Genomic DNA, 25,600 nt, shown 5'->3' with positions numbered 1-25,600 from the left:
CGGTACTCCAGTCCGGTGACTTCGTCATTCCAACTTTCTAGCTCGCCGGCCGTCATGCGAGCTCCACAGTTTGAGCAGGCGGAGGGCAGGTCATCACCCCATTCGTTTTCACAGAAAGTGCAGCGGTAGCCCGAACCGGAGTACGCGTTTGACCACCTCAAGATGTCGGGCCGCCTCTACGATACCTCCTAGATGCTGAACATCCGTTGGCAGAACATGCGCGGCTCGCGGCCTTGGACGCGATGGCTGAAATGGCCCGCCGCTGACCTCAGCTTTGATAGAGGCGGAGCTCCACAACCTGTCCGACTGACAGCGTGTACTCTCCGGATCCAACAAAATAAACCGTAGGGAGGAAGCTTGGAGCAGATTGAGTTAAGTCTTTTTGGCGGACTACTGTCCGAGCTCGGAGACCAAGCCCTCTTCGCGACACTTTTCTCCCCTGAAGAACTCGAAAAGGTCTTCCTAGCAAAGTTCACGACGACGACTGGAAAGGGCATCGATCGGCTAAATGGTTTCCAGTTTGCCGGCCGCGCGAAGGCAGAACTTACAGTTGCCTCGGCCAAGATCCTTGATGGCACCTTCCGCTTCACACCCTACCTGGAAGTACTTCGCCCCAAGTCTCGCGACAAGAAGCCTCGCCTGATTGGCATCCCAACCGTACGTGATCGCGTGGTCATGTATCAACTCAACCAGTTCCTTGCAAGGCTGTATCCGGAGAGGGTGCCCAGGAGTGTTGCGAGCACGTACGTGCGAGCGCTTGCGCTGGATCTTGAGAAGAGGCCGCTGCACACGACCTGGGTGTGTAGCACGGACATCCGTACTTTTTACGACGACATCCAGCAGCCCCGCCTGCTGACCATCCTCCGCAAGCGCATAGCTGCGGAGGCTGCCATCAAATTGATCGGTCACGCGATTGCGACTCCGACAGTTCCGAAGAACACACGCAGGACTCGGCACAAGGATTACGCATCGAACGGGGTTCCCCAAGGCCTGGCCATATCCAACATCCTTGCGTCCATCTACATGAAGGACGTGGACGATGCTATGGCGAAAGCTGGGGTCACCTACTACCGATACGTAGATGACGTGTTGATGTATGGAGAAGAGGGGCCGGTGAAAGCGGCCTTCGCTTCCCTGCGTGGAAGGCTATCGCGACGCGGGCTGAAGCTGCATCCGGTGGGTTCTGGCAAGACTCACATCGAGGTCCTTGCAAAGCCTTTCGGCTACCTTGGCTATACGTTCTCAATGCCGAAGATCTCGGTGCGTGACTCTACGACCGAGCGCTTTTTGCAGACCATCGCTGCCAAGTTCAGTGACTACGCGCATAACAAGTCCAAACGCCTTGAGAAGTTCAAGTACCTGACCGAGGCGCGACTGAACGACATTTTTCTGCACGAGCTCAACGATCGAATCACAGGCGCCATCTCCGAAAAGCGGCGGTATGGCTGGATTGCATACTTTAGTCAGATCACCGATCTGACGTTGCTTCACAAGCTGGATGACGCGGTCGCCAAGATGTTCGCTCGGCTCCCGGAATTTGGCGGGAAGCAGCCCGTTGGCCTTAAGAAATTGACCCGCGCCTTCCACGAGATCAAGTTCAAGCCGCTGGGTGGCTATGTGCGCAACTACGACATCATCGAGACGGCGGCACAAAAGCTTCAGTTTTTGATGGAGCGAGGAAGAATCGGTGACGACGAAACGCTGAACGACACGCAGATCGCCGAGCGCTTTGACAAGTATCGAAAGAAGAATCTTGCGACTATGCACGCAGATGAGGGGACCATCTACTGATGGTCTGGGTAAGATGCGCGCGGGCGGGAGACGTCTATCGCACCTGCGATACCTCGCGAGAGCAATCTTCGCGAGCGGACGTGCTCCAAACCGTGCACGCACGTAAGTGCGCACAGGACGCAGCCAAGAGCTACGGAACCTTCTTGGGGGCCACTTCAGTGTGACTGCCTAGGAAGTGGATATGACCTGATTTCCCAGCGTCTCCCGCCCGCCTTTACCGCGCCCAATTTCGACTTATGAACCAGTTCCTCGCTGACCTGCGCACCACGGCCTGGCGAACCGCTGGCGCACGCTACAACGCCGCCCGCCGCCTCAAGCGTCGTGAGTGGTTGTCAACCTGTAGCCTTGCACTGCTGTCGGCGGTCAGCATCGCCGTCGCCTTTGCACAAAAGGTCTTCGCCTCACCCAATACCGCAGTTGACAACTATTTGACGGCGGTGGCGATGGGCGTAGGTGTGCTTCTACTCACGCTCAGTCTGCTCGAATGGGGGGCCGGCTACGGAGCGCGAGCCCAAGAACTTCACGGCAATGCAGAGCATCTGACCAACTTTCAGCAGAAGATTGCTCTAAGACTTGCTGCGTCCAGCAGTGGCGCGCCGATCACGTTTCAGGAAGCGGACGCACTGCGCGCCGAGTATGAGGATATCAAAGACAACTGCTCAGCCAACCATCAGCCAATTGACGATGCATTGTTCCGCGCACAGAAGCGTCTTGATCCTGTATTCCGCGTGAAACAGGAGGAATCTGGCGCTCCCAGAATGGGGCAGCTGAAAGCCTTCTGCATCGGAGTTCTGTGGTTCTGTGCTGAGGCTTGGTTCTTTGGACTGGTCTGGATTATCGTCGCTTGCTCCATAGCTTACGCATTCCGGCTGGCCTGAACCGCGCCGGTTGCAAGGTGATGGGCTGCGTCGGAGGCCTAGATGAAGAATTGCTGGAGCGGCTTGAGGCGCACCCTGATCTTGCCCCCGCACAACCGGACACGGGCTATTCGCAATTGAGCGCCTGAACTCCCAGGCTCTGTTGGTCTTTCAATTCACGTCTGAATTCTCGAGGCGACCTCATTCGCAGACTCGAGTGCGGGTGCATCTCGTTGAAGTGCTCAAACGCTGCGGGCAACTGCGCCATCACCGTTTGAGCGTCCGCCAAGTCCATTCGGCTCAGGTAATCCCGCCGGAAGGTGTTGACGAAGCTCTCGGCCATGCCGTTACTCTGAGGGCTACACACCGGCGTGTTGATCAGGCACGCTACGAGGCGCCGCTCGAAGGGCCCGCAGCGGTCCGGACTTGCTATCGGGACAGCACGGGTGGGACTATCACTTCGCCGTCCATCCCATTCCGCTGCTTGTCGTTGGAGAAGCTCCACGGGAGCGGCCCCGCCGGACTGATCCCGATGACCACCATGCAATGCAGTGCCTATGGCTGCACATCTGGGGGAGAAACAGGCACCCCGCTGACCCGCCTTGCGCTGTGTGGGATGGGGTAGACCTGCACAGCAAGTCGCCTACGCCCATGATCATGTGGGGAGTGAAGTCGAACAGGCGCTGGCGAGCGACGCAGCTGTAAGCTAGGTAGCTGCGCCCATTCTGCTAAGCAATGTCGTCGATGCGCGCGCTCCCAGAAGTGCGTTCAGGCGGCGCAGTCCATCGCGCCGCTGATCGGTCAGCGCGCGTGACCATGCATCGGGCAGCGTTGCGGTGACATGGTGAACTGCTTCAGTTCAAACTCGAATAAAAAAAGTTCGAAGTCGAATGAGAACCGACGTTCATGGCGCTCTGATCTTCCCGTCGACACTTCATCCCCCCATTCCTGCAGTCTGTCGCCCCCACCTGGGCCCGCCCCCGGGCGATTGATATGGTGTGCTACATCAGCAACACACCGGCGCCACAAGGCGCTTAGCGACATGCACAGCTGGAACGATCACGCGCCGATCTACCAGCAGCTCGCGGACCAACTGGCCGCGCAGTTGCTGGATGGCGATCCCCATGAAGGCGAGGCCATGCCGTCGGTCCGGGCGCTGGCCAGCCGCTATGTCATCAATCCGCTCACCGTGAGCCGTGCCCTCCAGGCGCTGGTCGACGGCGGCCTGCTGGAAAGCCGGCGCGGCATGGGGATGTATGTCCGCGGCGGCGCCCGCGAGCGCCTGCTGCGTTCCGAGCGGGACCAATTCCTGCAAGACGAATGGCCACGATTGCGAGCGAAACTCCGCCGCCTCGGCCTGAGCGCGAATGATCTGAATTGGGAGGACGCATGAATCCATTGATTGAGGCCCGCCACCTGGGCCTTCACTACGGCCGCAAGGCCGCCTTGCAGGACCTGAACTTCAGCATCGCCCCGGGACGGGTCGTCGGGCTGCTCGGCCACAACGGCGCCGGCAAGACCACCCTGATGAAAACCCTGGTCGGCCTCAAGCGCGCCCAAGGCGAATTGAAGGTGCTGGGCCTGGACCCGGTCACCCAGCGCGGCGACCTGCTCAGCTCACTCTGCTACATCCCCGACGTGGCCGTGCTGCCTCGCTGGGCGAAAGTGTCCGAACTGGTCACGCTGATGGGCGGGCTGCAGCCGAAGTTCTCGGCCGAGCGGGCCCACGCCCTGCTGCGGCGCACCTCCGTCGGGCTGAATGACAAGGTCAAGCACCTGTCCAAGGGCATGGTGACCCAGTTGCATCTGGCGCTGATCGCGGCCATCGACGCCCGGCTGATGATCCTGGACGAACCCACGCTCGGCCTGGATGTGATGTCGCGCAAGAGCTTCTACGAGATGCTCATCGACGAATGGTGTGACGGCGAACGCAGCGTGCTGATCTCCACCCATCAGGTTGAAGAAGTCGAATCCCTGCTGTCCGACGTGATGATGCTGGACGAAGGCCGGCTGGTGCTCAACATCAGCCTGGAAGAAATGGACTCCCGCTTCGTGGCGCTCTCCCACGACCCCGAAGCGGCGGAAGCCGTCGCGGCAGGGCATCCGCTGTTGCGATACCGAATGGCGGGCCGGCCGGCCGCGCTGTTCGACGGCGTTCCACCGGAGACGGTGGCCCATCTCGGCCAGCGGGTGCGACCCAGCCTGGTCGACCTGTTCATGGCCCTGACCCGCAAGCCGGAAATCCAGCCCCGCGAGGGCTGAGCCACCGACCGAAGTCCCCGCAAAGAAAGGACCTGACATGACGATCTTCAAGACACTGCTGCTGCGCGAGTGGCTCCAATACAAATGGGTGTGGTGCGGACTGGTGGGCGCCTGCCTGCTGCTGATGGGCCTGGCCGTGTCGGTTAGCACGATGAACGAGGTGGACCTGCCCACGCCCGAGCCGATCATGCTGATCGTGGCCGGCGTGACCCTGGGTGTGGTGATGACGGTGGTGATCCTCGCGGCCGCGTGGCAGTTGATGCTGGTGCCGCGCCGCGATCAGCAGGACCGATCCATCGAATACTGGGCCTCGCTCCCCGGCAGCCATGCCTCCAGCCTGCTGGCGCCGATCGTGGCGCATGGCGTGCTGATGCCGATCGGTGCGCTGGTGGCCGCCATCGTGATCGGCGCGCCGCTGGGCGTGTGGATGGCGGTGCGCGAACTCGGCGCCGAGGCGCTGCAGCAGATGCAGTGGTCGCCGCTGATCCTGGCCTGGGCCTGGATGTCGATGCGTCTGCTGCTGGGCATGGTGCTGGCCGCCCTCTGGCTGGCGCCCATCATGCTGTTCCTGATGGCCGCCGCCGCTTGGCTGCGGATCTGGGGTGCGGCGCTGGTCGTGGTGGTGCTGCAGATCTTCACCCGGCTCTACGACATCACACTCTTCAAGTCGGTGATGGCCGCTCAGTTGGACGGGGTTCGGATCGCCTTTGCCGCCAGCAGCCAGGGCACGACCATCCACGCCAGCGACGACCAACCGTTCGCGATGGAACAGTTCTACGAGGTGCTGTTCAAGATCCCGCAGTGGGCGCCGGCGGACATGGTCCATGCGCTGCAACATGCCGCGGGCGTGCAGTTCATCGGTGGGCTGATCTTTGCCGGCCTGTGCTTCTGGCTGCTGGTGCTGCAGCGCAAGCGCAGCCTGTGATCGACATCGCAGGCGGTGTGATGCCCACGCCAGCCAAGTAGCGGCAACCCGACATCGCCCGAACCCATAAACGGCGCCTCACCAAAGTGAGGCGCCGTTTTGACTTTCCGTCTGGATCGGGCCTGCTCGGCCCGGGTCGGTCTTGTTCCGTCTCGTTGAGCCGTTAGGGCGGCGAGCTCAGCCGCCCATCATCGGAAACGGGCTCACGCCGACCAGCCAGCGGTGACCGCCAAACACCAGCGCGGCCCAGACCAGCGCGCCCACGACCACAGCGCCCACCGTGCCTGCGGCGGTGGCGGGGGGGGAGGGGGGCGTCGGGCGGCGGCGTGCCGAGCGGAAGTCCAGCACCGCCCAGCCCAGGAAGCAACCGAACAGCAGAAGGTCGGCCAGCGTGTTGTTCGCCAACAGGTGAGCCAGCGCCCAGACCTTGACCGACAACACCATCGGATGGACGAGCTTGGCTTTCAGGTGGTTGCGCGGCACATAGGTCGCAGCCAGCAGCACCAGCGAGATCAGCATCAGCAGTCCCGCCAGATGACTCATGCCGCGCGGTGTCGGCCACAGCACCACTGGCGCCAGCCGGGCTTGGCCATAGCCCCAGATGATCAGCCCCAGCCCGACGGCGGAAAGCGCGCTGTAGCCGAGTTTCCAGCGCGCCTCGCCCCAGGCCGCCCATTGGCGGTCCCGCCAGGCGGGCGCGACGATCCGCAATGAATGAAGGCCCAGGAACAGGATCAGGCCGACGATGAGTACCAACATGGTTGAGCTCCCCTTGCCGGCGCACTATGCACGCACGGCGGGGCGCTTGCCAGCGGCGTTTTCGTCAAGACATCCTGGTCGCGCCGGGATCCAATGACGACCCCGCCGGCGCTTGGACCTGTCGCAGGTCGCCTTCCGCGTGGTGGAGCAGCGCCAGGGCGCCCCAGACCAGGCCCACCGCCAGCAGCACGCCCACCGCGCGCAGCAGGCGCTGTCGCCAGCGGCGATGCTGGGCGAGGCGATCCGGATCGACGGGGGCGCGCGGCAACGCGCCGTGATGGGCGTGGGCCTTCATGGCGGATCTCCCTCTCAGGGCAGCACGGCGCCCAGGCCCCAGAGCAGGGCCGGGTAAACCCCGCCCCAGGCCACGGCGACCAGCGCCATGGCCTTGAGACCGGTGATCATCGGGTGTCCGCGCTTGGCGGTGAAAGACGTCTTCAACATGGTGCGCTCCTGGAGCTGGCCGTCGTTCTGTGCAAACGCCGTGCCAGGCTGCGCCGTTGACCGCCTGTGGCATTGCGGAACGTGAGTTACGCACGTTAACAACGGCGGCGCATCCCACCGGCATGCGATGCCGTCCATCGACGAGAAGCCCGATGGACACGGGCCTCCCCGGCGTTCACCGATTGAGCCGCCACCGACGGGCGCCGCCCGCGACCATGGCCCGATCGGCCATCGACTGCCGCCCATCCCATTCATTCAAGGGGGAGTCGCCGTCCTGCCGATGCCATCAACCCCGCCCGCTGCCGGGCGGCGGCTCGTCCGCCGCATCGCGCTGCGTGTCAGGCGTTCCGATCCACCCGCAAGGCCAGCAGCACCGAGGTGTGGGTTTTGATCACGCCGTCGATCTCACCGATTTCGTCCAGCAGCGCATCCAGCCGGGCGGTGCTGTCGGCCCGTAGCGTGGCCATGTAGTCGAACGCGCCGCTCACCGACGCGAGCTGCCGCAGCTCCGGAAAGCGCGACAGCCGCTTCACCACCTCCCGCCCCGCCCGAGGTTCCACCGTGATGCCGACGAAGGCCTGAACCCCGCGCTCGACCGCCTCCCCGCCCAGACGCACCGTGTAGCCGGCGATCAGTCCGTCGGCCTCCAATCGGGCCAGCCGGGCCACCACCGTGGTGCGGGCCACGCCCAATTGCCGTGCCAGATTCGCCGTGCTGGCGCGCGCATTGGCTTGGAGCAGGGCGATCAGTTCGCGGTCGATGCGGTCGCGCAGGGTCGCCATCGACGCTTCAGCGGATGACGACGACCCGCCGGCACCCGGGCCAGCGGTGGCGCTCGCCTTCGCGCCGCGCCTGGGGCTGCCGGAGGCGCCGGACGTGCCGCTGCCTGCGGAAGCGGGCGCCGTGGTGGTCGACGGGGTCGATGCGGCCGTTGCATGGGCCGGTTTTCTGGGTGTCATGACAAACCCTAGTTTTCGACGGAATGGTGGAATGGGATGACGAATCGTCGGAATCGTAGCGAGATTCGTCGAACTCGCGCTTTCTTTCGTCAGCGACCATGGGGAGACTGCGGTCATGGCATTCCCCGGGCCGCGTGGCGGTCCTGTCAACTACAAGGAGTCGGACATGAAAGTGGCACTGCTGGGCGCCGGACACATCGGCCAGACGATCGCGCGACTGCTGCAAGGCAGCGGCGATTACCAAGTCACCGTGATGGATCGCAACGAGGCCGCCTTGAAGCCGCTGGCCGCGCAAGGCCTGGCGACCCAGGTGGTGGACACCGACAGCAAGCCGCATCTCGCCGCCGCGCTGCGTGGCCAGCAAGTTGTGGTCAATGCGCTGCCGTACCACCTGGCCATCACCGCGGCCCACATGGCGCTGGAAGCCGGATGCCACTACTTCGACCTGACCGAGGACGTGGCCGCGACCAAAGAGATCAAGCGCATCGCCGAAGGCGCCCGCACCGCCTTCATGCCGCAGTGCGGCCTGGCGCCGGGCTTCATCGGCATCGTGGCGCACCATCTGGCCAAGGGCTTTGATTCGCTGCAGGACGTGAAGATGCGCGTCGGCGCCTTGCCCGCCTTCCCGACCAATGCGCTGAAGTACAACCTGACCTGGAGCGTGGACGGCCTGATCAACGAGTACTGCCATCCCTGCGAGGCCATTCATGATGGCGCGTCCATCGCGGCGCTGCCGCTGGAAGGGCTGGAGCATTTCTCGCTGGACGGGGTGGAGTACGAGGCCTTCAACACCTCCGGCGGCCTGGGCACCCTGTGCGAGACCTGGGAGAACCAGGTCCGCAACCTGGACTACAAGACGGTCCGTTACCCCGGCCACCGCGACCTGATGATGTTCCTGCTGGACGACCTGCAGTTGAAGAACGATCAGGAAGCGCTCAAGGCCATCATGCGCAAGAGCATGCCGGCCACGATGCAGGACGTGGTGCTGGTGTTTGTCACCGTCTCCGGCATGAAGAACGGCGTGTTGCTGCAGGAAGTCTTCGCCCGCAAGATCTTTGCCCAGCGTGAGGGCGAGCATCCGCTGTCTGCGATCCAGATCACCACCGCGGCCGGGATCTGTGCCGCCGTCGACCTGTTCCGCGAAGGCAAGCTGCCGCAGCGCGGATTCATCCGCCAGGAAGAAGTGGCGCTGCCGGACTTCCTGGCCAACCGCTTCGGCATGGCGTACCAACAATCCCGGCAGGTGGAGTCGATCGGTTGAGGCCGGTTCCGCCGATCCGTTGCCCCGTCGCGTGAGGTGCAGGCCGACGCCGCGTCGGCCGCCGCGCGGTTCAGCCCGCACTCACCCTCGACCAGTCCCTTGACCTGTCCCTTGAACCGACCATTGATCGGCCGGCCGTTCCGCGGAACGCCCGGCCGATGGACATTCCGGTCCGTTCCCTGAAGGAGAATCTCCCGATGACCACCCCCACCACAGACCTGCTGGCCGCCCTGGGCGTGCCGGCCGCCGCCGTCACCGGCGGCTCGATGACCGTCCGCAGCCCGATCGACGGGGCCGTGATCGGCGCCGTCCACGAGGCCTTTGCCGACGACATGACCGCCGCCATCGGCCGCGCGCAGACCGCCTTCCTCGCCTGGCGAAATGTGCCGGCGCCCAAGCGCGGCGAACTGGTGCGGCTGTTCGGCGAAGAGCTGCGCGCCCACAAGTCGGACCTGGCTCGCCTGGTGTCGCTGGAAGCCGGCAAGGTGACCAGCGAGGGCGAGGGCGAGGTGCAGGAAATGATCGACATCTGCGACTTCGCGGTCGGTCTGTCGCGCCAACTGCATGGCCTGACGATCGCCAGCGAGCGTCCCGGCCACCGGATGATGGAGCAGTACCTGCCGCTGGGCGTGGTCGGCATCATCTCGGCCTTCAACTTCCCCGTCGCGGTGTGGGCCTGGAACTCGGCGCTGGCCCTGGTCTGCGGCGACACCTGCCTCTGGAAGCCCAGCGAGAAAACCCCGCTGACCGCCCTGGCCACCCAGGCGCTTTTCGAGAAGGCGGTCGCCCGCTATGCCGGCGCGCCGGCGCATCTGTCGCAGGTGCTGATCGGTGGCGCAGCGGTGGGCGAGGCGCTGGTGGATGACCGTCGCGTCGCGCTCGTGTCCGCCACCGGCTCCACCCGGATGGGCCGGGCCGTCGGCCCCCGCGTGGCGGCACGTTTCGGCCGTTGCCTGCTGGAACTGGGCGGCAACAACGCCATCGTCGTCACCCCGAGTGCCGACCTGGACCTGGCAGTGCGCGGGATTCTGTTCGGCGCCTACGGCACGGCCGGCCAGCGCTGCACCACCACCCGCCGCGTGATCGCGCATGAGTCGATCCATGACGAACTGGTCGCTCGCCTGGACCGTGCCCGCGCGCAACTCAAGATCGGCAGCCCGATCGAGGCCGGCAACCTGATCGGTCCGCTGATCGACCAGGCGGCCTTCGACGCGATGCAGGCGGCCCTGGTCGCCGCACGCGAGCAGGGCGGCGAGGTCAGCGGCGGTGACCGGGTCCTGGCGCAGCAGTATCCGCAGGCCTGGTATGCGGCGCCGGCGCTGGTCCGCATGCCGGCGCAGACGGCCATCGTCAAGCACGAGACCTTCGCGCCCATCCTCTACACCCTCAAGTACAAGACGCTCGACGAGGCCATCGCCTTGCAGAACGACGTGCCGCAGGGCCTGTCCTCGGCGATCTTCACCAACGACATCCGCGAAGCCGAAACCTTCGTCAGCGCCAGCGGCTCCGATTGCGGCATTGCCAATGTGAACATCGGCACGTCCGGCGCGGAGATCGGCGGCGCCTTCGGTGGCGAGAAGGAAACCGGCGGTGGCCGCGAGTCCGGCTCCGATGCCTGGAAGGCCTACATGCGCCGCACCACCAACACCGTCAACTATTCGCGCGAACTGCCGCTGGCGCAGGGCGTGAAGTTCGACGTCTGACGGCACGGCGATGACCCGTCCCACTCCCGCGATGACTTCCTCGGATGCCATGACCCAGACGAGCATTTCCCGCCCTTCGCTTCCCGCTGCGGCGGCTCTGGCTGATTCGGACACCGGCCTGTTCCGGGTGCTGGCGGCCGCGCTGGGCGAGCCCCAGGCCCGCGCCGGCTTTGCGCAACTGGTCGTCGTGCCGGGGCTGCTGAAGCCCGCGGGTGAGCGTCTGGGCCGCGCCGAACTGGCGCAGGCGCTGAACATGGCGCTGTTCCTGGACGTGACCCGTCGGGTGCCGATGGCGTCGGCCTATGTCGCCGATCTGCAGCGCGACGGCCAACGGCTGGTCTTCGACCACGGTGCCCTGCGCACCGTGGCCTGGCCCAGCGGCGCCTTGCCTCCGGGCGAAGCCGCGATCACCCGGGTGCTGCGGCCGCTCGGCTTCAGCCTCGCCGCCACCTATCCGCTGACGCGGCTGAAGATGACCGGCCGTGCCTGGCGCCATGCCGACTTCCCGGAGGACATCGCGCAGTTCTTCGTCTCCGAGCTGCATCCCGAGCGCTTTTCTCCGACCTTCCAGGATGCGGTGACGCGGGTGTTGTCCAGCTCGCGCGATCCGCTGTCGCCGGCCGACCTGGCGCTGCTGGAGCAACTGTCGCGCGATGGCGATCTGCCGATCGGCGCCGCGATTGCCCTGCTGCCCAAGCTGATCGGCTGCTTCGCCCGTCAGCATGGCCGTTTCGAGGCGGACGACTATCAGCGCCTGCTGAATGAATCCGCCGAGATGGCCTGGATCGCCACCGAAGGCAATGCCTTCAACCACGCCACCGACCGGGTGAATGATCTGGAGGCAGTGGTGGCGGCGCAGCGCGCCCTGCAGCGACCGGTGAAGGACACGATCGAGACCTCGGCCACCGGGCGGGTGCGCCAGACGGCGTTCAAGGCCGCGCGGGTGATGCGGGAGTTCCTGGACCGCGGCCAGCGGGTGATGCTGGAGGTGCCGGGCAGCTTCCACGAGTTCATTCAACGTGCCCCATTGGATGAGACTGGCGCGCTCGACCTGGCCTTCGATGCCGGCAATGCCACCGGCATCTTCAAGATGACGGCGGGCGGCGCCAGCGGCGAAGGCGCGTCGGGCATCGACGCTGGCGCGGTGACCGGCCAATCGACGTCTTGCTGAGGTCCGCGTGACTGAGTTGAACGATTCCGAGTCGGTCCACGGCACATCGAACCTGTCCGCGTCGAGCGTGTCGTCGTTGGCCCATTTCATCGACCAGGTGACGATGCTGTGCGGCCCGACGCAGGTGCAGGTCGGCGACGCCATCGAGCCGCGCTTTCTTCAACCGGCGCGCTATGGCGCGGGCCGAGCCGCCGTCATGGTGCGACCCGGCTCCTCCGCCGAGGCCGCGGCCGTGCTGGCCCTGGCCTCCCGGCATGGACGACGTGTGGTGCTGCAGGGCGCGCACACCGGCCTGGTCCGCGCTGCGACGCCGATGGACGGCCAGGACGAGGTGCTGCTCAGCACCGACCGTCTGCGCGAGGTCTTCGAACTGGACCTGCTGGACCGGAGCCTGCGGGTGTCCGCCGGGTTCCGGCTGTCGGAAGTCAATGAGCGGCTGGCGGCGCAGGGGCTGTGGTTTCCGGTCGATCTGAGCGCCGATCCCAGCATTGGCGGCATGTTGGCGCACAACACCGGGGGCACCCGCATGCTGCGCTATGGCGATGTGCGGGCCAACACGTTGGGCCTGCAGGTCGCCTTGGCGGAGTCGGCGGACCCGGCGGGCCAGGTGGTGCGCTTCGGTCAGGGGCTGCAGAAGGACAACTCGGCCTTGGCATTGGGGCAGCTCTTCATCGGCTCGTCCGGCAGCTTGGGCTTGATCACCGAGGCGACGCTCAAGCTCAGCCCGCTGCCCCGGCAACGGGCGGTGGCCCTGGTGGCGCCTTCCGCGCTGGATGCGGTGTTCCCGCTGTATCAAGCGGTGATGCAGCGCTGGGGCGTTCTGGTGTCCGCCTTCGAGGGCATCAGCCGCGCGGCCCTGGAGGCTGGGCTGCATGGACAGGACCTCTCTCGCTGGTTCTCCGGCGCGCTGCCGGACTACGCGATGCTGATCGAGCTCAGCAGCGAGCTGCCCGCCGAGCAACTGGATCTTCGGGGCCTGCTGCAGGGCTGGCTGGAAGAGGCCTTCGAGAGCGGTGCGGTCAGCGACGCCGTCTTGGACGCGGATGAGGCGATCTGGGGCCTGCGTCATCGCATCAGCGAGGGCTTGCGGGCGCAGGGCAAGGTCATCGGCCTGGACCTGTCGCTGCCGCGTCGGCATTTCATGTCGTTCCGCGAGCGCGGCCAGGCCTGGTTGGCGCACTTCCCGCAATTGCGGCTGGCGGACTTCGGCCATCTGGGCGATGGGGGCCTGCACTTCAACATGGTGTGGCCGGCGTCTGCGGGCGCGCTGGAACCGGCGCAAGAGCTGACCCTGCGGCAGGGGCTGTATGCGTTGGTGGCGGAACTCGGCGGATCCATCAGTGCGGAGCACGGGGTGGGGCCGCAGTTGCAGGCGGCGTATCGGGCGCACTGGGCTCAGGTCGCGCCGGGGGTGCTGGACTGGTCGGGGCGGGTGCAATCGGTCTTCGATCCGAATCGGCGGTTGGGAAACACCGAATGGGGCGCATAAAGTTGTTGCGCGCATTCAAAACTGTGCTAAAGTCTAATTCTTCGCTGATGACTACCCGAAACGGTAATTGACAGCGAAGAAAATCCTGAAAGCCCAGGTGGCGGAATTGGTAGACGCACTAGTTTCAGGTACTAGCGGGTAACTCCGTGGAGGTTCGAGTCCTCTCCTGGGCACCAAATACGAAAAGCCGGCCTCGTGCCGACTTTTCCCTTTCTGACGCCCAGGAAGTGATGTCCAGTGGACATCACGGGAGGACTCGAAGGGTTGGGACCGCAGGTCACAACCGGGGTCGCGTGGGTGTGACCGAGTCCTCTCCTGGGCACCAAATATGAAAAGCCGGCCTCGCGCCGGCTTTTCCCTTTCTGACGCCCAGAAGTGATGTCCAGCGGACATCTCGGGGGGACTCGAAGGGTTGGGACCGCAGGTCACAACCGGGGTCGCGCGGGTGTGACCGGTCCGCGACGCCCCCGTGTCCTCAACGCAAGCTCAAGGTCGCCCCCTTCCAGTCCGCAGCCTGCCAGCGCTGGAACGCTCCCAGCATGGACGCGTCACCCGCTTGGCGCTTGGTCTCCAGGCCATCGAGCTGAACCACCTCGAAGCTGCGGCGATAGCGTCCTTCCGCCCGCGCTTCCCGCGCCACCAGCAACTCCTGACCCCCGGGCAGCCAGCCGGCGAACTCGGCATAGCCCAGCCCCGGCTGCGCCGCCACCGGCGGGAGAACCGAGAACCGCCATCCCTGCGCCGACTTGCGCAGCACCCAGAGCTCACGCCAGCCATCCGCCGGCACCGAGGCGATCGCCACCGCATTGCCTTCGCGATTGATCCGCGCCGAGGCCCCCATCACCAGCCCCCAGGCGCAATGACGCAGCAGCGCCTCCCGACCGCCCACCGCCGTCAAGGTGAGGCAGGTCTCGCCCGGTTGCCCGGGCTGAAGCGACAAGCGCAGCGAGCCCAGGGTCTGGTCCGACAGACCGACGCCACCCATCGCCAACCAGCGCATCGCGTTGCCGCGCATGGCGGCTTCGTTGAAGGCCGCCTGGTCATCCTCCGCCAGGTCCACCGACACGATGCGGGCAAACTGCTCCAGCGCTTTCCTGGCCGCCACGGCGCCGCTGTCGCTCGCCCCGTTCCCCGAAGCAGATCCCGAGACTGTGCCCATCGCTGAATTCGCACCTGTGCCCGCCACTGTGTTGCTGGCGGCACCTGTCCCACGGGACGCACCCATCGACGCGCCCGCGCGGCGCGCCTGCTGATAGGCCAGGCTGCTCCAGACACTGGCTTGCCGCATCAGCACGCGGTTGCGCCAGTGGGTGGGCAGCGGCGGCAGGTCGACCTTGTCCAGCACATCGGCACGCCATTGATCGAACTGCTCGCGTTGAGGCGGCGTGAGGGCCGGATCCACGCAATCGGACCGGGTGAGCGCCAGCGCGGCGCGGGCCTTCTGCTCGCCCGACGCGGCCGGCATGCCCAGCAGTCGGCGGAAGGCGTCGCCCTCATAGCAGAGCTGCATCGCGCCGGCGTCACGGGCCAGGGTGCGGAAGCGAACGCCATAACGCGCGGCCACCTCCAGTTGCGCGGCCAGTTGGGCCTCGGCCGCCGTGGAACCTCCATCCGGACGCGGTTGGGTCCGTGACGCCCGATCGGCCAGACGCTCGGCCGACTGCCCCATCGCCTCCAGCGCCTCGGCGCCGCCCCCACCATTCATCTGTTCGACCGAGGCCGCCTGCACATAGGCGGCGGCCAAGCCCAGGCCGAGCGACTCCGCACCGGGCTGCTGGCGCACCAGCCGCAGCGCCGCCAGCAGCGCCGCGGGTTCCGCGGCTGCGCCGTCCAGCGGCAACAGCTGGCTCTTGCGGACGAAGCCGCCACGCTCGCGGCGGTAGTCGTAGACCTGGAAGTGGTCCAGCCGCTCGCCGCGAATCTCCAGCGCCTCGCCGCGCCAGAGCTGCGCCTGAACCGGGGCCGAGTCCTTGGCCGCCGCACGCAGGGCGACAGCATCCTGCACCACCAGGGCGGTGGCCGCCTGAGCCGGTCCGCACAGCATCAGCAGCACGGCGCTGCCAAGAGCCACCGCGGTGGTGAGCCACAGCGAGGGCAGTTCACGCAGCGACAGCGTCGTCAGAGTGCGCATGGCTTACTCCTGCTCCTGTTGCGTCGCGGTGGCGGCCGGTGTGGCGTTCCCGGCAGCCGGAGCGCCGGTACCCAGCAAGGTCTTGCCGATGAAGCCGCCATCCGACGGCGGCGGCGCGATGATCACCTGCACCTTGTCCGACAGCTTGTCCGCCATCGCCTTCTGGATCAGCAGCGGATGGCGGCTCAGCAGCGCGCCCTCGGCCGCCATCTGGTCCACGGCCACCTTGCCGATGCGGGTCTGGCGATAGGCCTCGGCATCGGCCAGCTTCTCGCGGGCCTTGGCTTCGCCGTCCGCCTCGATCGTGCGGGCCTGGGCGCTGCCTTCGGCCATGCGGATGCGGGAGACCCGATCCGCCTCCGCTTCCAGTTGGCGCTGCTCGACCTGGCGCTGCTTGAAGGGCAGCACATGCTTCATGGCTTCTTCCTGTCCACGCGCGGCGATGATCTGCTCCCGCGCGGCGGCTTCAGCAGCGGTCTCGCGGCGCACCTTGTCGGCGGCGGCGGTGAGTTCGGTCTGCTTCACCTTCTTCTCTTCCAGCTCCAGCGTGTAGCGCATCTTTTCGCTGGCCAGTCCCTCGGCCAGCAGCTGTTCCAGGCCTTGGCGATATTCCGCCGGCAGGTCCACATTGCCGATCTCCACGCTGCGCAGCACGATGCCGTCGGCCGCCAGCTTGCGGCGCAGCTCGGTTTCCAGCGTCTGCTGGATGGCGCCGCGCTGGGTGGAGAACACCTCGCGCACCGTGTGGGTCGCGATCTGGCGATAGATGAGTCCCTGCAGCGCGGGCGCGATGAGATCGTTCTCCACGTCGTCGGGCAGGTTGGTGGCCAGTTGCGTCAGTCGGCTGGTGTCCACCCCCCAGCGCACCGTCAGGTCCAGGCCCAGTGACAGGCCTTCCAGCGATTGCAGGGGCGCTTCACCATCGGCCCGGGCGAAGCGGGTCGGGTGATAGCTGCGGTCGCGCAGCGGCAGGTCCCGCACGCTGTGCAGGCCGGGAATCACCAGCAGCGAGCCGCTGCGCGCTTCGGTGACGCCGCCGGTCAGTTGATTGCTGCGCAGGCTCACATCGCCGCGCGGCACTTCATGCACCGGCGGATGCATCACCAGCAGCGCCACTGCGCCCGCCACGGCGGTCAGGCCCAGCAGCCAGGGCAGGGCGCGCACCGCGCCGCGACCGGCACCGCGCAGGGCGGCACCGGCGGCCTCGGTGGCGGCGGGTGATGGCGACAGCAGGGCCCGAATCCGGGCGGCGGCATGGCGCAGGGCGTTCAGGCGGGAGTGGGTGCGTTCATTCATGGGGTCCTCCGGGTGGTCCGGTCCTCTTGGGGTGGTCGATGGATGAATCGTCGATCCACACCCCCGGAAGCCTCAATGCGTGCGCCGGCGCTTGTGTTCACGGCCCGGAAGAAACCTTCACAGCGGCGGGCCGGACCGCTGCCGATAATCCGACGCCATGGTCACCTCTCCCAACAAGGTCGCCGTCATCGAAGATGACCGCCCCACCAGCGAGCAGCTTGCCGGCTGGATCCGCGCCGCACGGCCTGAACTGCAGGTCGATCAATGGTTCGACCGGGACGCGGCCGAAGCCGCGCTGGCCCGCGAGCACTACGAGATGGTGGTGCTGGACATCGAGCTGGGCCGCGAGCGCCATGCGGGCGTGGCCCTGATCAATGCGATCAACAAGCTCAAGGCCGGCACCCCGGTGTTGGTGGTCTCGGCGATGCCGGCGGCGGTGTACCGCGGGATCATGAAGGCGCTCGACGCCTGGGACTATCTGCAAAAGACCAGCTTCGACGAGGCCGAGTTCATCGACACCTTCCTCGACATCCTGCGCGCCGCCCGCGCCCGACAGGCGCCGGCCGCCGCCGATCCGGCGCCGGAGGCGCTGCAGCTCGATCCGCTGTGGCAGCGCAGCCCGATGTGGCGGGGCCAGCGCATCAACCTGCCGCTGACCGCGCAGCGCATCCTGGCCACGCTCTACCAACGCGCGCCTCAAGTGGTCTCGTATGAAGAGCTTTACGACGTGGTCAAGAGCGGTCGCACCCGGGACAACGTCCGCAAGCATGTCTCGACCTTGCGCGAGGCGCTCAAGGAGGTGGATCCGTCCTTCGACGCCATCGAGAACGTGCCGATGCGCGGCTTCCGCTGGGCGGGACCGCGGTGAAGCTGGGGCCGGTGGAGCTGCCCGCCCTGGCCGTGCCGCGGCTGGGCCTGGCGGCGTTCCGGCGTCGGCTGGTGGTGCATCTGGCCTTCGTCCTGCTCGCGGTGGCGACGGTGGGGCTGGTGCTCACCGTGCTGATCGACCAGAAGCAGCGTGCCTACCAGCGGTATGCGCAAGGCTTCCGCCAATCCCTGTCGGAGATCGTGCTGCAGCTGCGGCATCCCAGCGGTCAGCTCGCGCTGCTCAATCCGACGATGAACACCGGCGACCCGGACGGCCAGACGCCGGTGCTGCTGCCGTTCTCCGCCATCGACTTCGATGATCAGGGCAAGGCGCAGCGCGCCGTCGAGATGGCCGGCTGCGGTCTGCGCTGGCCGGACGGCGCCAGCCTGTGCGTGGCCGTGGGCGCGAATGCCTATGCGGGCGGCTTCATCTATGTGGTGGGCAGCCTGGACAGCGGCCCGCTGCGCGGCCGGGAGCGCGGCGGCCTGGACCTGACCCAGGTGCATCGCGCTCGGGTCACGCTCAAGCTCCGGGGCGAGACCCAGACCTGGATCGCGCCGTTCGAGGCGATGGCGACCGGCGCTGCCGCGTCGTCCTCCGAAGGCATCGGCGCTCAGCGTGGGCGGCTGACCGGCTTCATCGAGACCGGCCCGGTGCTGGATCGCCAGGCGCGGCCGATACGTGATTTCCGCGGCTGGCTCTGGCGCGAAGGCGCCTGCACCGAGCTGGCCGGCGGCGTGGGCGGCGCCGGTCCGGCGGTGGTCTCCAGCCTGCCGGTGCCCGACTGCATCCGCCGCAGTTTCTATTCCATTCGGTTGCCGGTGGAAGCGTATCGGGCGGCGCTCTTCGAGAAGCGCCTGCCCGTCTGGCCGCCGGCAGACATGGACCAGACGCGGGTCCGGGTCGAACTGCTGGGCCCGTCGGCGCCCGCAGAGGGCGAGTCGCCGCAGGCCGCCGCGCCGGTGCTGTTCGACAGCGCACGCCCGGGCGCTTCATTGGCTCAGTCGCTGGATCGTCTTGGTGCCGGCCTGCAGCCCGGTGAGACGCTGCGCATCCTGAAGCTGGCGCCGCCATCCTATGTCTCCCGCTTGCCGACGCCGCCGCAAACCCTGGCCGAGCGCCGCGGCCCGGAGCTGCAAGAGCAGGCCTTGCCGTGGTTGATTCACCTGATCCGCCGCCTGCCGGTGGAAGGAATTTCGGCGAGCGACGGCCGCTGGCTGGAAGCGAGCGACGAGGTCGCCACCCCCAGCGGGCGCTATCGGCTGGCGCTGCGGGGCGATCTGCGCAGCCTGGACCGGCAACTCGCGCTCGAGGCCCGTCCGCTGGCTTGGCTGGCGGCGGCGATGCTCGCGGCGGTCGCCGCCGCGTGGCTGCTGGTGGAACTGGGGTTGATCCGTCGCATCGCGGTGCTGACCAAGCGGGCGGCGGCGGTCTCCTACAACATGCAGGACGCTCGCGCCGACCAGCGGCTTGGCGATCTGGAGGTGGCGGATCTGCGGGGCAGCGACGAGCTGGGCATCCTTGCCGGCAGCCTGGCCGATCTGCTGCGCCGGGTGAAGGACGGGCTGCGTCGGGAGCACCTGCTGGCCGAGCGTGAGCGCGACATGTGGCATGCGGTGGGGCACGAGATCATGTCGCCGCTGCAGTCGCTGATGTGGCTGCATGCGGCGGCGGACGATCCCAGCCATCGCTATGTGCAGCGCATGCAGCAGGCGGTGAAGGTGCTGTACGGCAGTGCGCCGCCCAGCGAGGCGCTGGCTGCGGCCGATCTGCAGGCCGGCTCGCTGGACCTGTTCGACTTCTGCAGGGATGTGGCCGCCAATGCGCACTATGCCGGCATTGACGAGGTCCGCTTTCACAGCGAGCTGCCCGCCCCGCAGCGGGTCCATGCCGATGCCTATGCGCTGGAGGACGCGGTGACCCATGTGCTGCGCAATGCCGATCGGCATCGGGTGGCGGGCACGCCGATCGAGATGTCGCTGCAGGCGGGCGAGCCCGGCATGGTCCTGCTGCGCATCCGCAATCAGGGGCCGACCATCGATCCGGCGCTGCTGGACAAGATCTTCGAATATGGCGTCTCCGGGGTGACCGGGACGGGCGGCGCTTCTGGCGTTGCTGGTGGGGCGGATCACCCAGATCACACGGATGCCGCAGCGCAAGTGTCGGGCACCGATCCGTCGATGTCACCCGCGCAGGGCGAGCATCGCGGCCAGGGCCTGTTCGTGGCCAAGACATATCTAGCGAAGATGGACGGCGCCATCCGGGCACTCAATCTGCCGGATGGGGTGGTGTTCGAGATGAGCCTGCGCCGCGTCGCGGGCTGAGACAGGAGGTCATCATGCCCATGAATCCCCATTACGCCCTGACCGAACCGCTGCGTGAGGCGGTGGACACGCTCTCCCAGGAGGGCCCGGTGCTGCTGGAATTCGGCGCCCCGTGGTGTCCGCACTGCATCAGCGCGCAGACCCTGCTGGAGCAGGCCTTCGAGGGGGGCCATCCAAATCTGCGTCACATCAAGGTCGAGGACGGCAAGGGCCAGGCGCTGGGCCGATCGTTCAAGGTCAAGCTCTGGCCGACGCTGATCTTCCTGCGCGACGGCCAGGAGGTCGAGCGGCTGGTCAGGCCCACCGAAGGCGGGGATATCCGCCGCGCGCTGTCGCGGATCGACCCGGCTTGACCCACAATTCGGCCCATGACTCAAGCTGCCCATGTGCTGCTGCCCCAGGACGGTCCGGCGGACCTGATGTTCGTGCTGTTGCACGGCGCGGGGGCCAGCGGCGAACAGATGCGCCCCCTGGCGGAAGCGCTGCATCGCCAATATCCGCGCGCCGCCCTGGTGCTGCCCGATGCCTTCGAGCCCTTCGATGCCGTGCCTGGCGGCGGGGCGGGATTCCAGTGGTTCTCCGAACAGGGCGACGACGCCCAGCGTGCCGAGCGCTTGAGCGCCACCGTGCCCGCACTCGTCGCGTTGGTGCGCGCCTGGGCCGATCGGCTGGAACTGCCGTGGGAGCGCGTCGCGCTGGGCGGCTTCTCTCAGGGCGCGATCCTGGCGTTGGAAGCGCTGCAGCAGGAACCGAAATTCGCCGGCCGGGTGCTGGCCTTCGGCGGTGCCTTCGCCTACTGGCCGCAGCAGGCGCCGGAAGATGTCTGCATCCACCTGCTGCACGGCAAGGAGGATCAGGAACTGCCCTATCCGCCGCTGCTGAAGGCGGCGCAGGAACTGGTGTCGCTGGGCGCGGACATCACCGCCGATGTGCTGCCCAATGTCGGCCATGAGCTCCATCCGCAACTGATCGAACGGGCGATGGAGCAACTGCGCACCTTCATTCCCGCCAAGCTGTGGCGGGAGGCGGTCGTCGCCGCGGCCGAACAGGAAGCGTCCGAGCCGAAGCACTGAAGGCTGAAGGCAGAGGGCAGCGGGCAGCGGGCAGAGGGCACGAGGCGTCGGCACGCCGCGTCCCGCTGTGCCGTACTTTCTATGCTTTGCCGCGCGGTGTGGCCGATGCGGCGTTGTGGCGCTTCGGCGCTTCGTGTGTTCTGCTCGTTCTGCGCGTTCCGGCAGGGCGGTCGTTGGTTCCGCCCCGCCTCTCTCTCCAGCTCAATCCAGCGTGATCTCCGAGCGCACGGTGCCGGCGCGGTCGGCGGTGGCGATGAGGCTGATCCGCGTGCCCTTCGGCGCCCGCACCACCCATTCACCGACAGCGCGGTCACCGGTGATGTCACGCTCCGGCAGGAAGGCCAGTTGCGACTGCTTGGGCGCATGGCCCTCGAGCTGCGGACCTTCCATGCGCGGCTTGCCGCTCAGCAGGCTGACGGCGGGCTCCTGCGGGATCAGGATCTCGAAGATCACGCCGCGCACCTGCTTGCGGGCGAGGGCTTGCTTGGTGACATAGGCGGGCAGCCAACCGCTGTTGGCCACGGCCATGCGCACCCGCCAGGTGTCGGAGCCCAGCGCCCGGACCTCGGTGCGCAGCAGCTCGAGCTTGGGCAGGCTCAGCGCGATCTGGTTCAGCCAGGCCGGGAAGCGGGCGGCTTCGCGTTCGCGCAGATGCGGCGGCGGATTGCGCCAGAAGTTCATCTTGTCCCAGCCACCGATCTCGACCGCGCCGAGCTGCGGATGCTGGAACGGCCGCCAGTCGACATGGGCCTGGCCACCGCAGTGCTCGTCGCTCCACTTGAGCAGCTTCAGGTCGTCCTCCACCGGATGCTGGCGGAACCAGTCGATCCATTTGTAGCCGGTGATGCCGGCTTCCTTGTTGGGCGACCAGAGTTCCACCACCCAGAACAGCGCGCCCAGGTGTTCATAGACCCAGTCCTGGGTGCCGGTGATGACCTCCTTGGGGTGGTACTTGAACTCGTGCCAGATGCTGACCGCGGGATAGCCGGTGTGCTTCTCGCCCAGCGCGGAGAAGCGCTGGAAGGCCCACAAGTCTTCCGGCGCCATGTCGTCGTCGCTGCGGGTGCCGCAGGGGCGCAGGATCACGCCGCTGTGGGTGTGGAAGCTGATGGCGGCGCCGATGTTGGGATGGCCGACCATGAAGTCCACCATTGCGCGCACCTCGGGTTCGCTGGTGGGATAGGGACCGGCGCCGAGCTGTTCGAACTCCTGGCGCCATCCGGCGGGGAAGTTGCGGTTCAGGTCCAGGCCCTCGCTGTCCTTGTTGACCTTGATCGTCAGGCCGTCGTGGTTGAGCACGAAGCCTTCGGGCATCAGGCGGAAGTAGTCGCCGCCGAATTCGCCGGGCTCGCGGGCCACCATCAGGCGGGGATCGTCCGGATGCTGCTTGTAGCCGCCATGCGGATCGGGCAGGCGCATCTGCAGGATGCGGCCATCGCCGTCGATGTCTTCCACGGTGAGGCCGTCCACCGGTTCCTCATCGAACGGATAGGGGCGGGTGGAGGAGCGGATGTGGCGGGGGCGGTCCGCCAGCGCGAGCTCGGCGCCGTCCGGATTCAGGCGCGGGACCATGTAGATCACGCGGGTGTCCAGCAGATGGGTCACCTGGGCATCGGTGCCATGCTTGGACACCAGCTCGTGCAGGTAGTAGAGGCAGGTGGTGCAGGCGGTGAGCTCGGCGGCGTGGATGTTGCCGTCGACCCAGAACGCGGGCTTGTCCACATCCGCGCCGGTGGCGGTGTTGGTCAGGATCACCGCCCAGATGTCCCGGCCTTCGAAGCTCTTGCCGATGGACCGCACCGACACCAGGTTCGGGCAGGCCTCGGCGTAGGCGAAGAGCAGTTGGGTCAGGGCGTCGTAACGGGGGAACTCGTCGAAGCGCGGGGTGGGCAGCGGCTGGGTCGGCATGGTCGGCCTGGGTCGGTGACGGTGCGCCGATTGTGCCGAGGCGCCAAGCCGCACGGTCTCCGTTGAAACGCGTGGATGGTCGTGTCCGAGCCTTGTTCAGATCCGGGTCGGGAGGGGCGATGCCGGGCAGAGCCCGACGATGCGCTGGTTATCATCCGACGGCTTCTGTGGGCGTCCCGATCTCCTTCGCTGATTGCGCCTCAAGTACTCCTGAATTCCACAGGTCAACGCCATGTTCGCACTGACTCTTCAATCGTTGCACCTCTCCAATTACCGGTGCTTTGAGTCGCTCACCGTGTCCTTCCACCCCAAGCTGACGGTGCTCGCCGCCTCGAACGGTGCGGGCAAGACATCCGTCCTGGATGCGGTTGCGGTCGCCTTGGGGCCGTTTGTCGGCGCCTTTGACGAAGCGGTTGGCCGGCATTTCGAGCCGGACGATATTCGTCTGACGCGGGTGCGGGAGACCGCGAGCAACGAAATGGAGTCCGCGCCGGGCGGTGTGGTGCTCGAGGCCACGGGCATCGTGCCTGAATCGCCGTCCGACTTGCGCCCGAACGTGGCGACCTGGCTGCGGTCCCTCTCCAGCCCGGTGGGGGCCAAGACGACGATTCGGCATGCGAAGTCGCTCATTGACTACGGCAAGCGACTGCAACACGCGGTTCGATCGCCTGAGGAGGCACAGGTGGTGCTGCCCTTGATCGCCTATTACGGAACGGGCCGGCTCTGGCAGCGCAAGAAGCTTCAAGAGAATCGGCTCTCTCGGACATCGCGCACGATCGGCTACACCGACTGCCTTGATCCGGCGTCCAGCTACAAGTCCTTCGTCGAGTGGTTCAAGTACTGGAACTTCAATGCGAAGAATTCGCGCATCGAAGCGCTGGAGCGCAACCGGACGCCCACGGGAACGGAGTTCGACGCCTACATCCAGTCGGTGTCCGATGCGGTCAATGCCTGCCTGGCGCCGAGCGGTTGGCGGAACATCAGCTACTCGTTTTCCAGGGAAACCATGGTTGCGGAACATGCACACCACGGTGAATTGCCGGTGGACCTGTTGAGTGACGGCATTCGAAACATGATCGGCATGGTGGCGGACATGGCGTTCCGGGCCACCAAGCTGAATCCGCACCTGGGGAGTCTGGCCGCGCAGGAAACCCCCGGCATTGTGTTGATCGATGAGGTCGACATGCACCTGCATCCGGAATGGCAACAGGTCGTTCTGGCTTCGCTGCGCAACGCGTTCCCTCAGGTGCAGTTCATCGTGACCACACACAGTCCGCAGGTGCTCAGCACGGTGTCGCGTGAATCCGTGCGAATGTTGGGTACCGATGGGGCCGGTCGTCCCACGATCGCTGAGCCACTCGCCAATCCCTACGGTGCGCCCAGCCACACCGTCCTGCAACGCGTCATGATGGTGGATCCCCAGCCGCCCATCGATGAGCTCGCCGAACTCAAGGAACTGACCAGACTGGTCGACCAGGGCCGTTACGAGTCCGGCCGGGCCGGTGAGCTGATGACCCGCCTGGTGAGCCGATTGGGCGGCCACCATGAGCAGATCCAGCGCCTTCAGCGCAGCATCAACCGTCAACGAGCCTTGGCGGCGCAGATGCCATCCCCTCCGACCGCGGAAGGTGCACCATGAGGCATGTGACGAAGGCGCCCTGCACCCATCCTCGGCTTCTGGCAGCGCATGCGAATCCACCCTCGGATGCCGAAAGTGCGTCTCGCCGATGGCGAAATCTCGGTGAAAAGGACCGATTGCTCAATGGTTCGCTCAAGCCTGAGCAGCATCACCTGTGCTGCTACAGCGAAGCCGACGCGGAAGCGTTGCAGCTGGGCTTCCATATCGAGCATGTGGCCAACAAGAGTCAGCACCCAGAGCGCACCTTCGACTACAACAACCTCTTGGCCAGCGCGTTCAATGATGCCGAAGGACTGGCCACCGCCGCCAGTCGCGGCGTGGCGGTCTTCGGCGGGCATGCGTCGGGGAAACAGGGCAAGCCGCATCCGGTCAACATGGCGTTGTTCGTGTCGCCGTTGCAGCGCGATTGCGCGAGGTTCTTCGCTTATCTGTCGTCCGGGGAGGTGGAGCCGCACCTTGATCTTGATCCGGCGGACAAGGCGCGCGCCCGCTACACCATCGACCTCCTGAACCTGAACAGTCCCTATCTGATCGGGCTCAGGCAGCAATGGTGGGATGAGCTGGACGCAGCCTATCAAGACAATCTGTCCCGACAATGGGATCTGGATCACCTCGCGGCGGTGGACCTGACGCCGCGGGGCGATCGGCTCAGTCCGTTTTTCAGCCTGACGCGCCAGTTCTACGGCGGATTGGCCGAACGGGTGATTCGAACCCGAGCGCCTCAGCTGATCTAGGGAAGC

21 protein-coding genes, 1 tRNA gene and 2 pseudogenes are annotated in these 25,600 nt (G+C 66.4%); 16 read left to right on the top strand and 8 right to left on the bottom strand.

Going from position 1 to position 25,600, the window contains the following annotated elements; genetic code table 11:
• Positions 1-357 precede the first annotated feature (357 nt).
• Complete coding sequence (locus tag N4261_RS23985; RefSeq protein WP_261757749.1) at positions 358-1,791, top strand: reverse transcriptase domain-containing protein; 1,434 nt, start codon at positions 358-360, stop codon at positions 1,789-1,791.
• A 236-nt stretch (positions 1,792-2,027) separates the two neighbouring features.
• Complete coding sequence (locus N4261_RS23980) at positions 2,028-2,669, top strand: SLATT domain-containing protein (protein WP_261757748.1); 642 nt, start codon at positions 2,028-2,030, stop codon at positions 2,667-2,669.
• Between the two features lie 106 nt (positions 2,670-2,775).
• On the opposite strand, the pseudogene N4261_RS23975 reads toward N4261_RS23980, so the two are convergent.
• Positions 2,776-3,027 (bottom strand): annotated as a pseudogene (locus N4261_RS23975) (integrase core domain-containing protein); the annotation flags it as partial.
• Between the two features lie 663 nt (positions 3,028-3,690).
• Between N4261_RS23975 and N4261_RS23970 the strand changes: the two are divergent.
• Genes N4261_RS23970 through N4261_RS23960 form a run of 3 tightly spaced genes read left to right on the top strand, consistent with a single transcriptional unit; the run spans position 3,691 to position 5,835 of the window.
• On the top strand, positions 3,691-4,041 hold the full coding sequence (locus N4261_RS23970) for a GntR family transcriptional regulator (protein ID WP_261757747.1): 351 nt from the start codon (positions 3,691-3,693) through the stop codon (positions 4,039-4,041).
• Positions 4,038-4,910, top strand: a complete 873-nt coding sequence (locus N4261_RS23965) for an ABC transporter ATP-binding protein (RefSeq protein ID WP_261757746.1) — start codon at positions 4,038-4,040, stop codon at positions 4,908-4,910. Before N4261_RS23970 ends, N4261_RS23965 begins: the two co-directional genes overlap by 4 nt.
• A gap of 37 nt (positions 4,911-4,947) precedes the next feature.
• Positions 4,948-5,835, top strand: coding sequence for a hypothetical protein (locus tag N4261_RS23960; RefSeq protein ID WP_261757745.1), 888 nt, complete (start codon positions 4,948-4,950; stop codon positions 5,833-5,835).
• Between the two features lie 177 nt (positions 5,836-6,012).
• Here the strand turns inward: N4261_RS23960 and N4261_RS23955 are convergent, their stop codons facing one another.
• The 4 genes from N4261_RS23955 to N4261_RS23940 form a co-directional block, all read right to left on the bottom strand.
• Positions 6,013-6,594, bottom strand: a complete 582-nt coding sequence (locus N4261_RS23955) for an NnrU family protein (protein WP_261757744.1) — start codon at positions 6,592-6,594, stop codon at positions 6,013-6,015.
• A gap of 64 nt (positions 6,595-6,658) precedes the next feature.
• Complete coding sequence (locus N4261_RS23950) at positions 6,659-6,889, bottom strand: hypothetical protein (RefSeq protein WP_261757743.1); 231 nt, start codon at positions 6,887-6,889, stop codon at positions 6,659-6,661.
• 14 nt (positions 6,890-6,903) lie between these two features.
• Positions 6,904-7,038 carry a hypothetical protein gene (locus N4261_RS23945; RefSeq protein WP_261757742.1) on the bottom strand — a complete coding sequence of 45 codons (135 nt, stop codon included), beginning with the start codon at positions 7,036-7,038 and terminating at the stop codon, positions 6,904-6,906.
• 338 nt (positions 7,039-7,376) lie between these two features.
• Positions 7,377-7,820, bottom strand: coding sequence for an Lrp/AsnC family transcriptional regulator (locus N4261_RS23940; protein ID WP_261760835.1), 444 nt, complete (start codon positions 7,818-7,820; stop codon positions 7,377-7,379).
• A gap of 343 nt (positions 7,821-8,163) precedes the next feature.
• Between N4261_RS23940 and N4261_RS23935 the strand changes: the two genes are divergently transcribed.
• From N4261_RS23935 to N4261_RS23915, 5 genes and pseudogenes are all read left to right on the top strand, one after another.
• A complete protein-coding gene (locus N4261_RS23935; RefSeq protein ID WP_261757740.1) occupies positions 8,164-9,258 on the top strand; it encodes a saccharopine dehydrogenase family protein in 1,095 nt (364 codons plus the stop codon).
• Between the two features lie 197 nt (positions 9,259-9,455).
• Positions 9,456-10,961, top strand: a complete 1,506-nt coding sequence (amaB, locus tag N4261_RS23930) for an L-piperidine-6-carboxylate dehydrogenase (protein ID WP_261757739.1) — start codon at positions 9,456-9,458, stop codon at positions 10,959-10,961.
• Between the two features lie 31 nt (positions 10,962-10,992).
• A pseudogene (locus N4261_RS23925) lies at positions 10,993-12,060 on the top strand (2-oxoadipate dioxygenase/decarboxylase family protein); the annotation flags it as partial.
• A gap of 79 nt (positions 12,061-12,139) precedes the next feature.
• Positions 12,140-13,621 (top strand): FAD-binding oxidoreductase, encoded by a 1,482-nt coding sequence (locus tag N4261_RS23920; protein ID WP_261757737.1) that lies wholly within the window; start codon positions 12,140-12,142, stop codon positions 13,619-13,621.
• Positions 13,622-13,712: 91 nt separating this feature from the next.
• Positions 13,713-13,797: transfer RNA gene (locus tag N4261_RS23915), tRNA-Leu, on the top strand.
• 299 nt (positions 13,798-14,096) lie between these two features.
• Here the strand turns inward: N4261_RS23915 and N4261_RS23910 are convergent.
• Together N4261_RS23910 and N4261_RS23905 are read right to left on the bottom strand one after the other, a co-directional pair.
• Positions 14,097-15,752: a hypothetical protein gene (locus N4261_RS23910; RefSeq protein WP_261757736.1), complete on the bottom strand. Its 1,656-nt coding sequence runs from the start codon at positions 15,750-15,752 to the stop codon at positions 14,097-14,099.
• Between the two features lie 3 nt (positions 15,753-15,755).
• A complete protein-coding gene (locus N4261_RS23905; RefSeq protein ID WP_261757735.1) occupies positions 15,756-17,048 on the bottom strand; it encodes an SPFH domain-containing protein in 1,293 nt (430 codons plus the stop codon).
• Between the two features lie 157 nt (positions 17,049-17,205).
• On the opposite strand from N4261_RS23905, the gene N4261_RS23900 reads away from it, so the two are divergent.
• From N4261_RS23900 to ypfH, 4 genes are read left to right on the top strand one after another with little or no spacing between them, the layout of a single operon-like run.
• The gene (locus N4261_RS23900; protein WP_261757734.1) at positions 17,206-17,916 is read left to right on the top strand and encodes a response regulator transcription factor; all 711 of its coding nucleotides are present in this window, start codon (positions 17,206-17,208) and stop codon (positions 17,914-17,916) included.
• Positions 17,913-20,240, top strand: a complete 2,328-nt coding sequence (locus N4261_RS23895; RefSeq protein ID WP_261757733.1) for an ATP-binding protein — start codon at positions 17,913-17,915, stop codon at positions 20,238-20,240. Before N4261_RS23900 ends, N4261_RS23895 begins: the two co-directional genes overlap by 4 nt.
• Positions 20,241-20,254: 14 nt before the next feature.
• Entirely contained in the window at positions 20,255-20,593 is a 339-nt protein-coding gene (locus N4261_RS23890; protein ID WP_261757732.1) for a thioredoxin family protein, read from the top strand.
• A gap of 15 nt (positions 20,594-20,608) precedes the next feature.
• A complete protein-coding gene (ypfH, locus tag N4261_RS23885; RefSeq protein ID WP_261757731.1) occupies positions 20,609-21,313 on the top strand; it encodes an esterase in 705 nt (234 codons plus the stop codon).
• 201 nt (positions 21,314-21,514) lie between these two features.
• Here ypfH and N4261_RS23880 read toward each other — a convergent pair whose 3' ends face one another.
• Positions 21,515-23,221, bottom strand: coding sequence for a M14 family metallopeptidase (locus N4261_RS23880; protein WP_261757730.1), 1,707 nt, complete (start codon positions 23,219-23,221; stop codon positions 21,515-21,517).
• A 232-nt stretch (positions 23,222-23,453) separates the two neighbouring features.
• Here N4261_RS23880 and N4261_RS23875 point away from each other — a divergent pair, with 232 nt between their 5' ends.
• Together N4261_RS23875 and N4261_RS23870 are read left to right on the top strand one after the other, a co-directional pair.
• A complete protein-coding gene (locus N4261_RS23875; protein WP_261757729.1) occupies positions 23,454-24,860 on the top strand; it encodes an AAA family ATPase in 1,407 nt (468 codons plus the stop codon).
• Entirely contained in the window at positions 24,857-25,594 is a 738-nt protein-coding gene (locus tag N4261_RS23870) for a retron system putative HNH endonuclease (RefSeq protein ID WP_261757728.1), read from the top strand. Before N4261_RS23875 ends, N4261_RS23870 begins: the two co-directional genes overlap by 4 nt.
• The last annotated feature ends 6 nt before the right edge of the window (positions 25,595-25,600 follow it).

This window comes from Roseateles amylovorans, assembly GCF_025398155.2.
Taxonomy (GTDB): Bacteria; Pseudomonadota; Gammaproteobacteria; order Burkholderiales; family Burkholderiaceae_C; genus Roseateles; species Roseateles amylovorans.
Note: the sequence above shows the minus strand (reverse complement) of the source record. Positions and strands in the feature narration are given on the sequence as shown.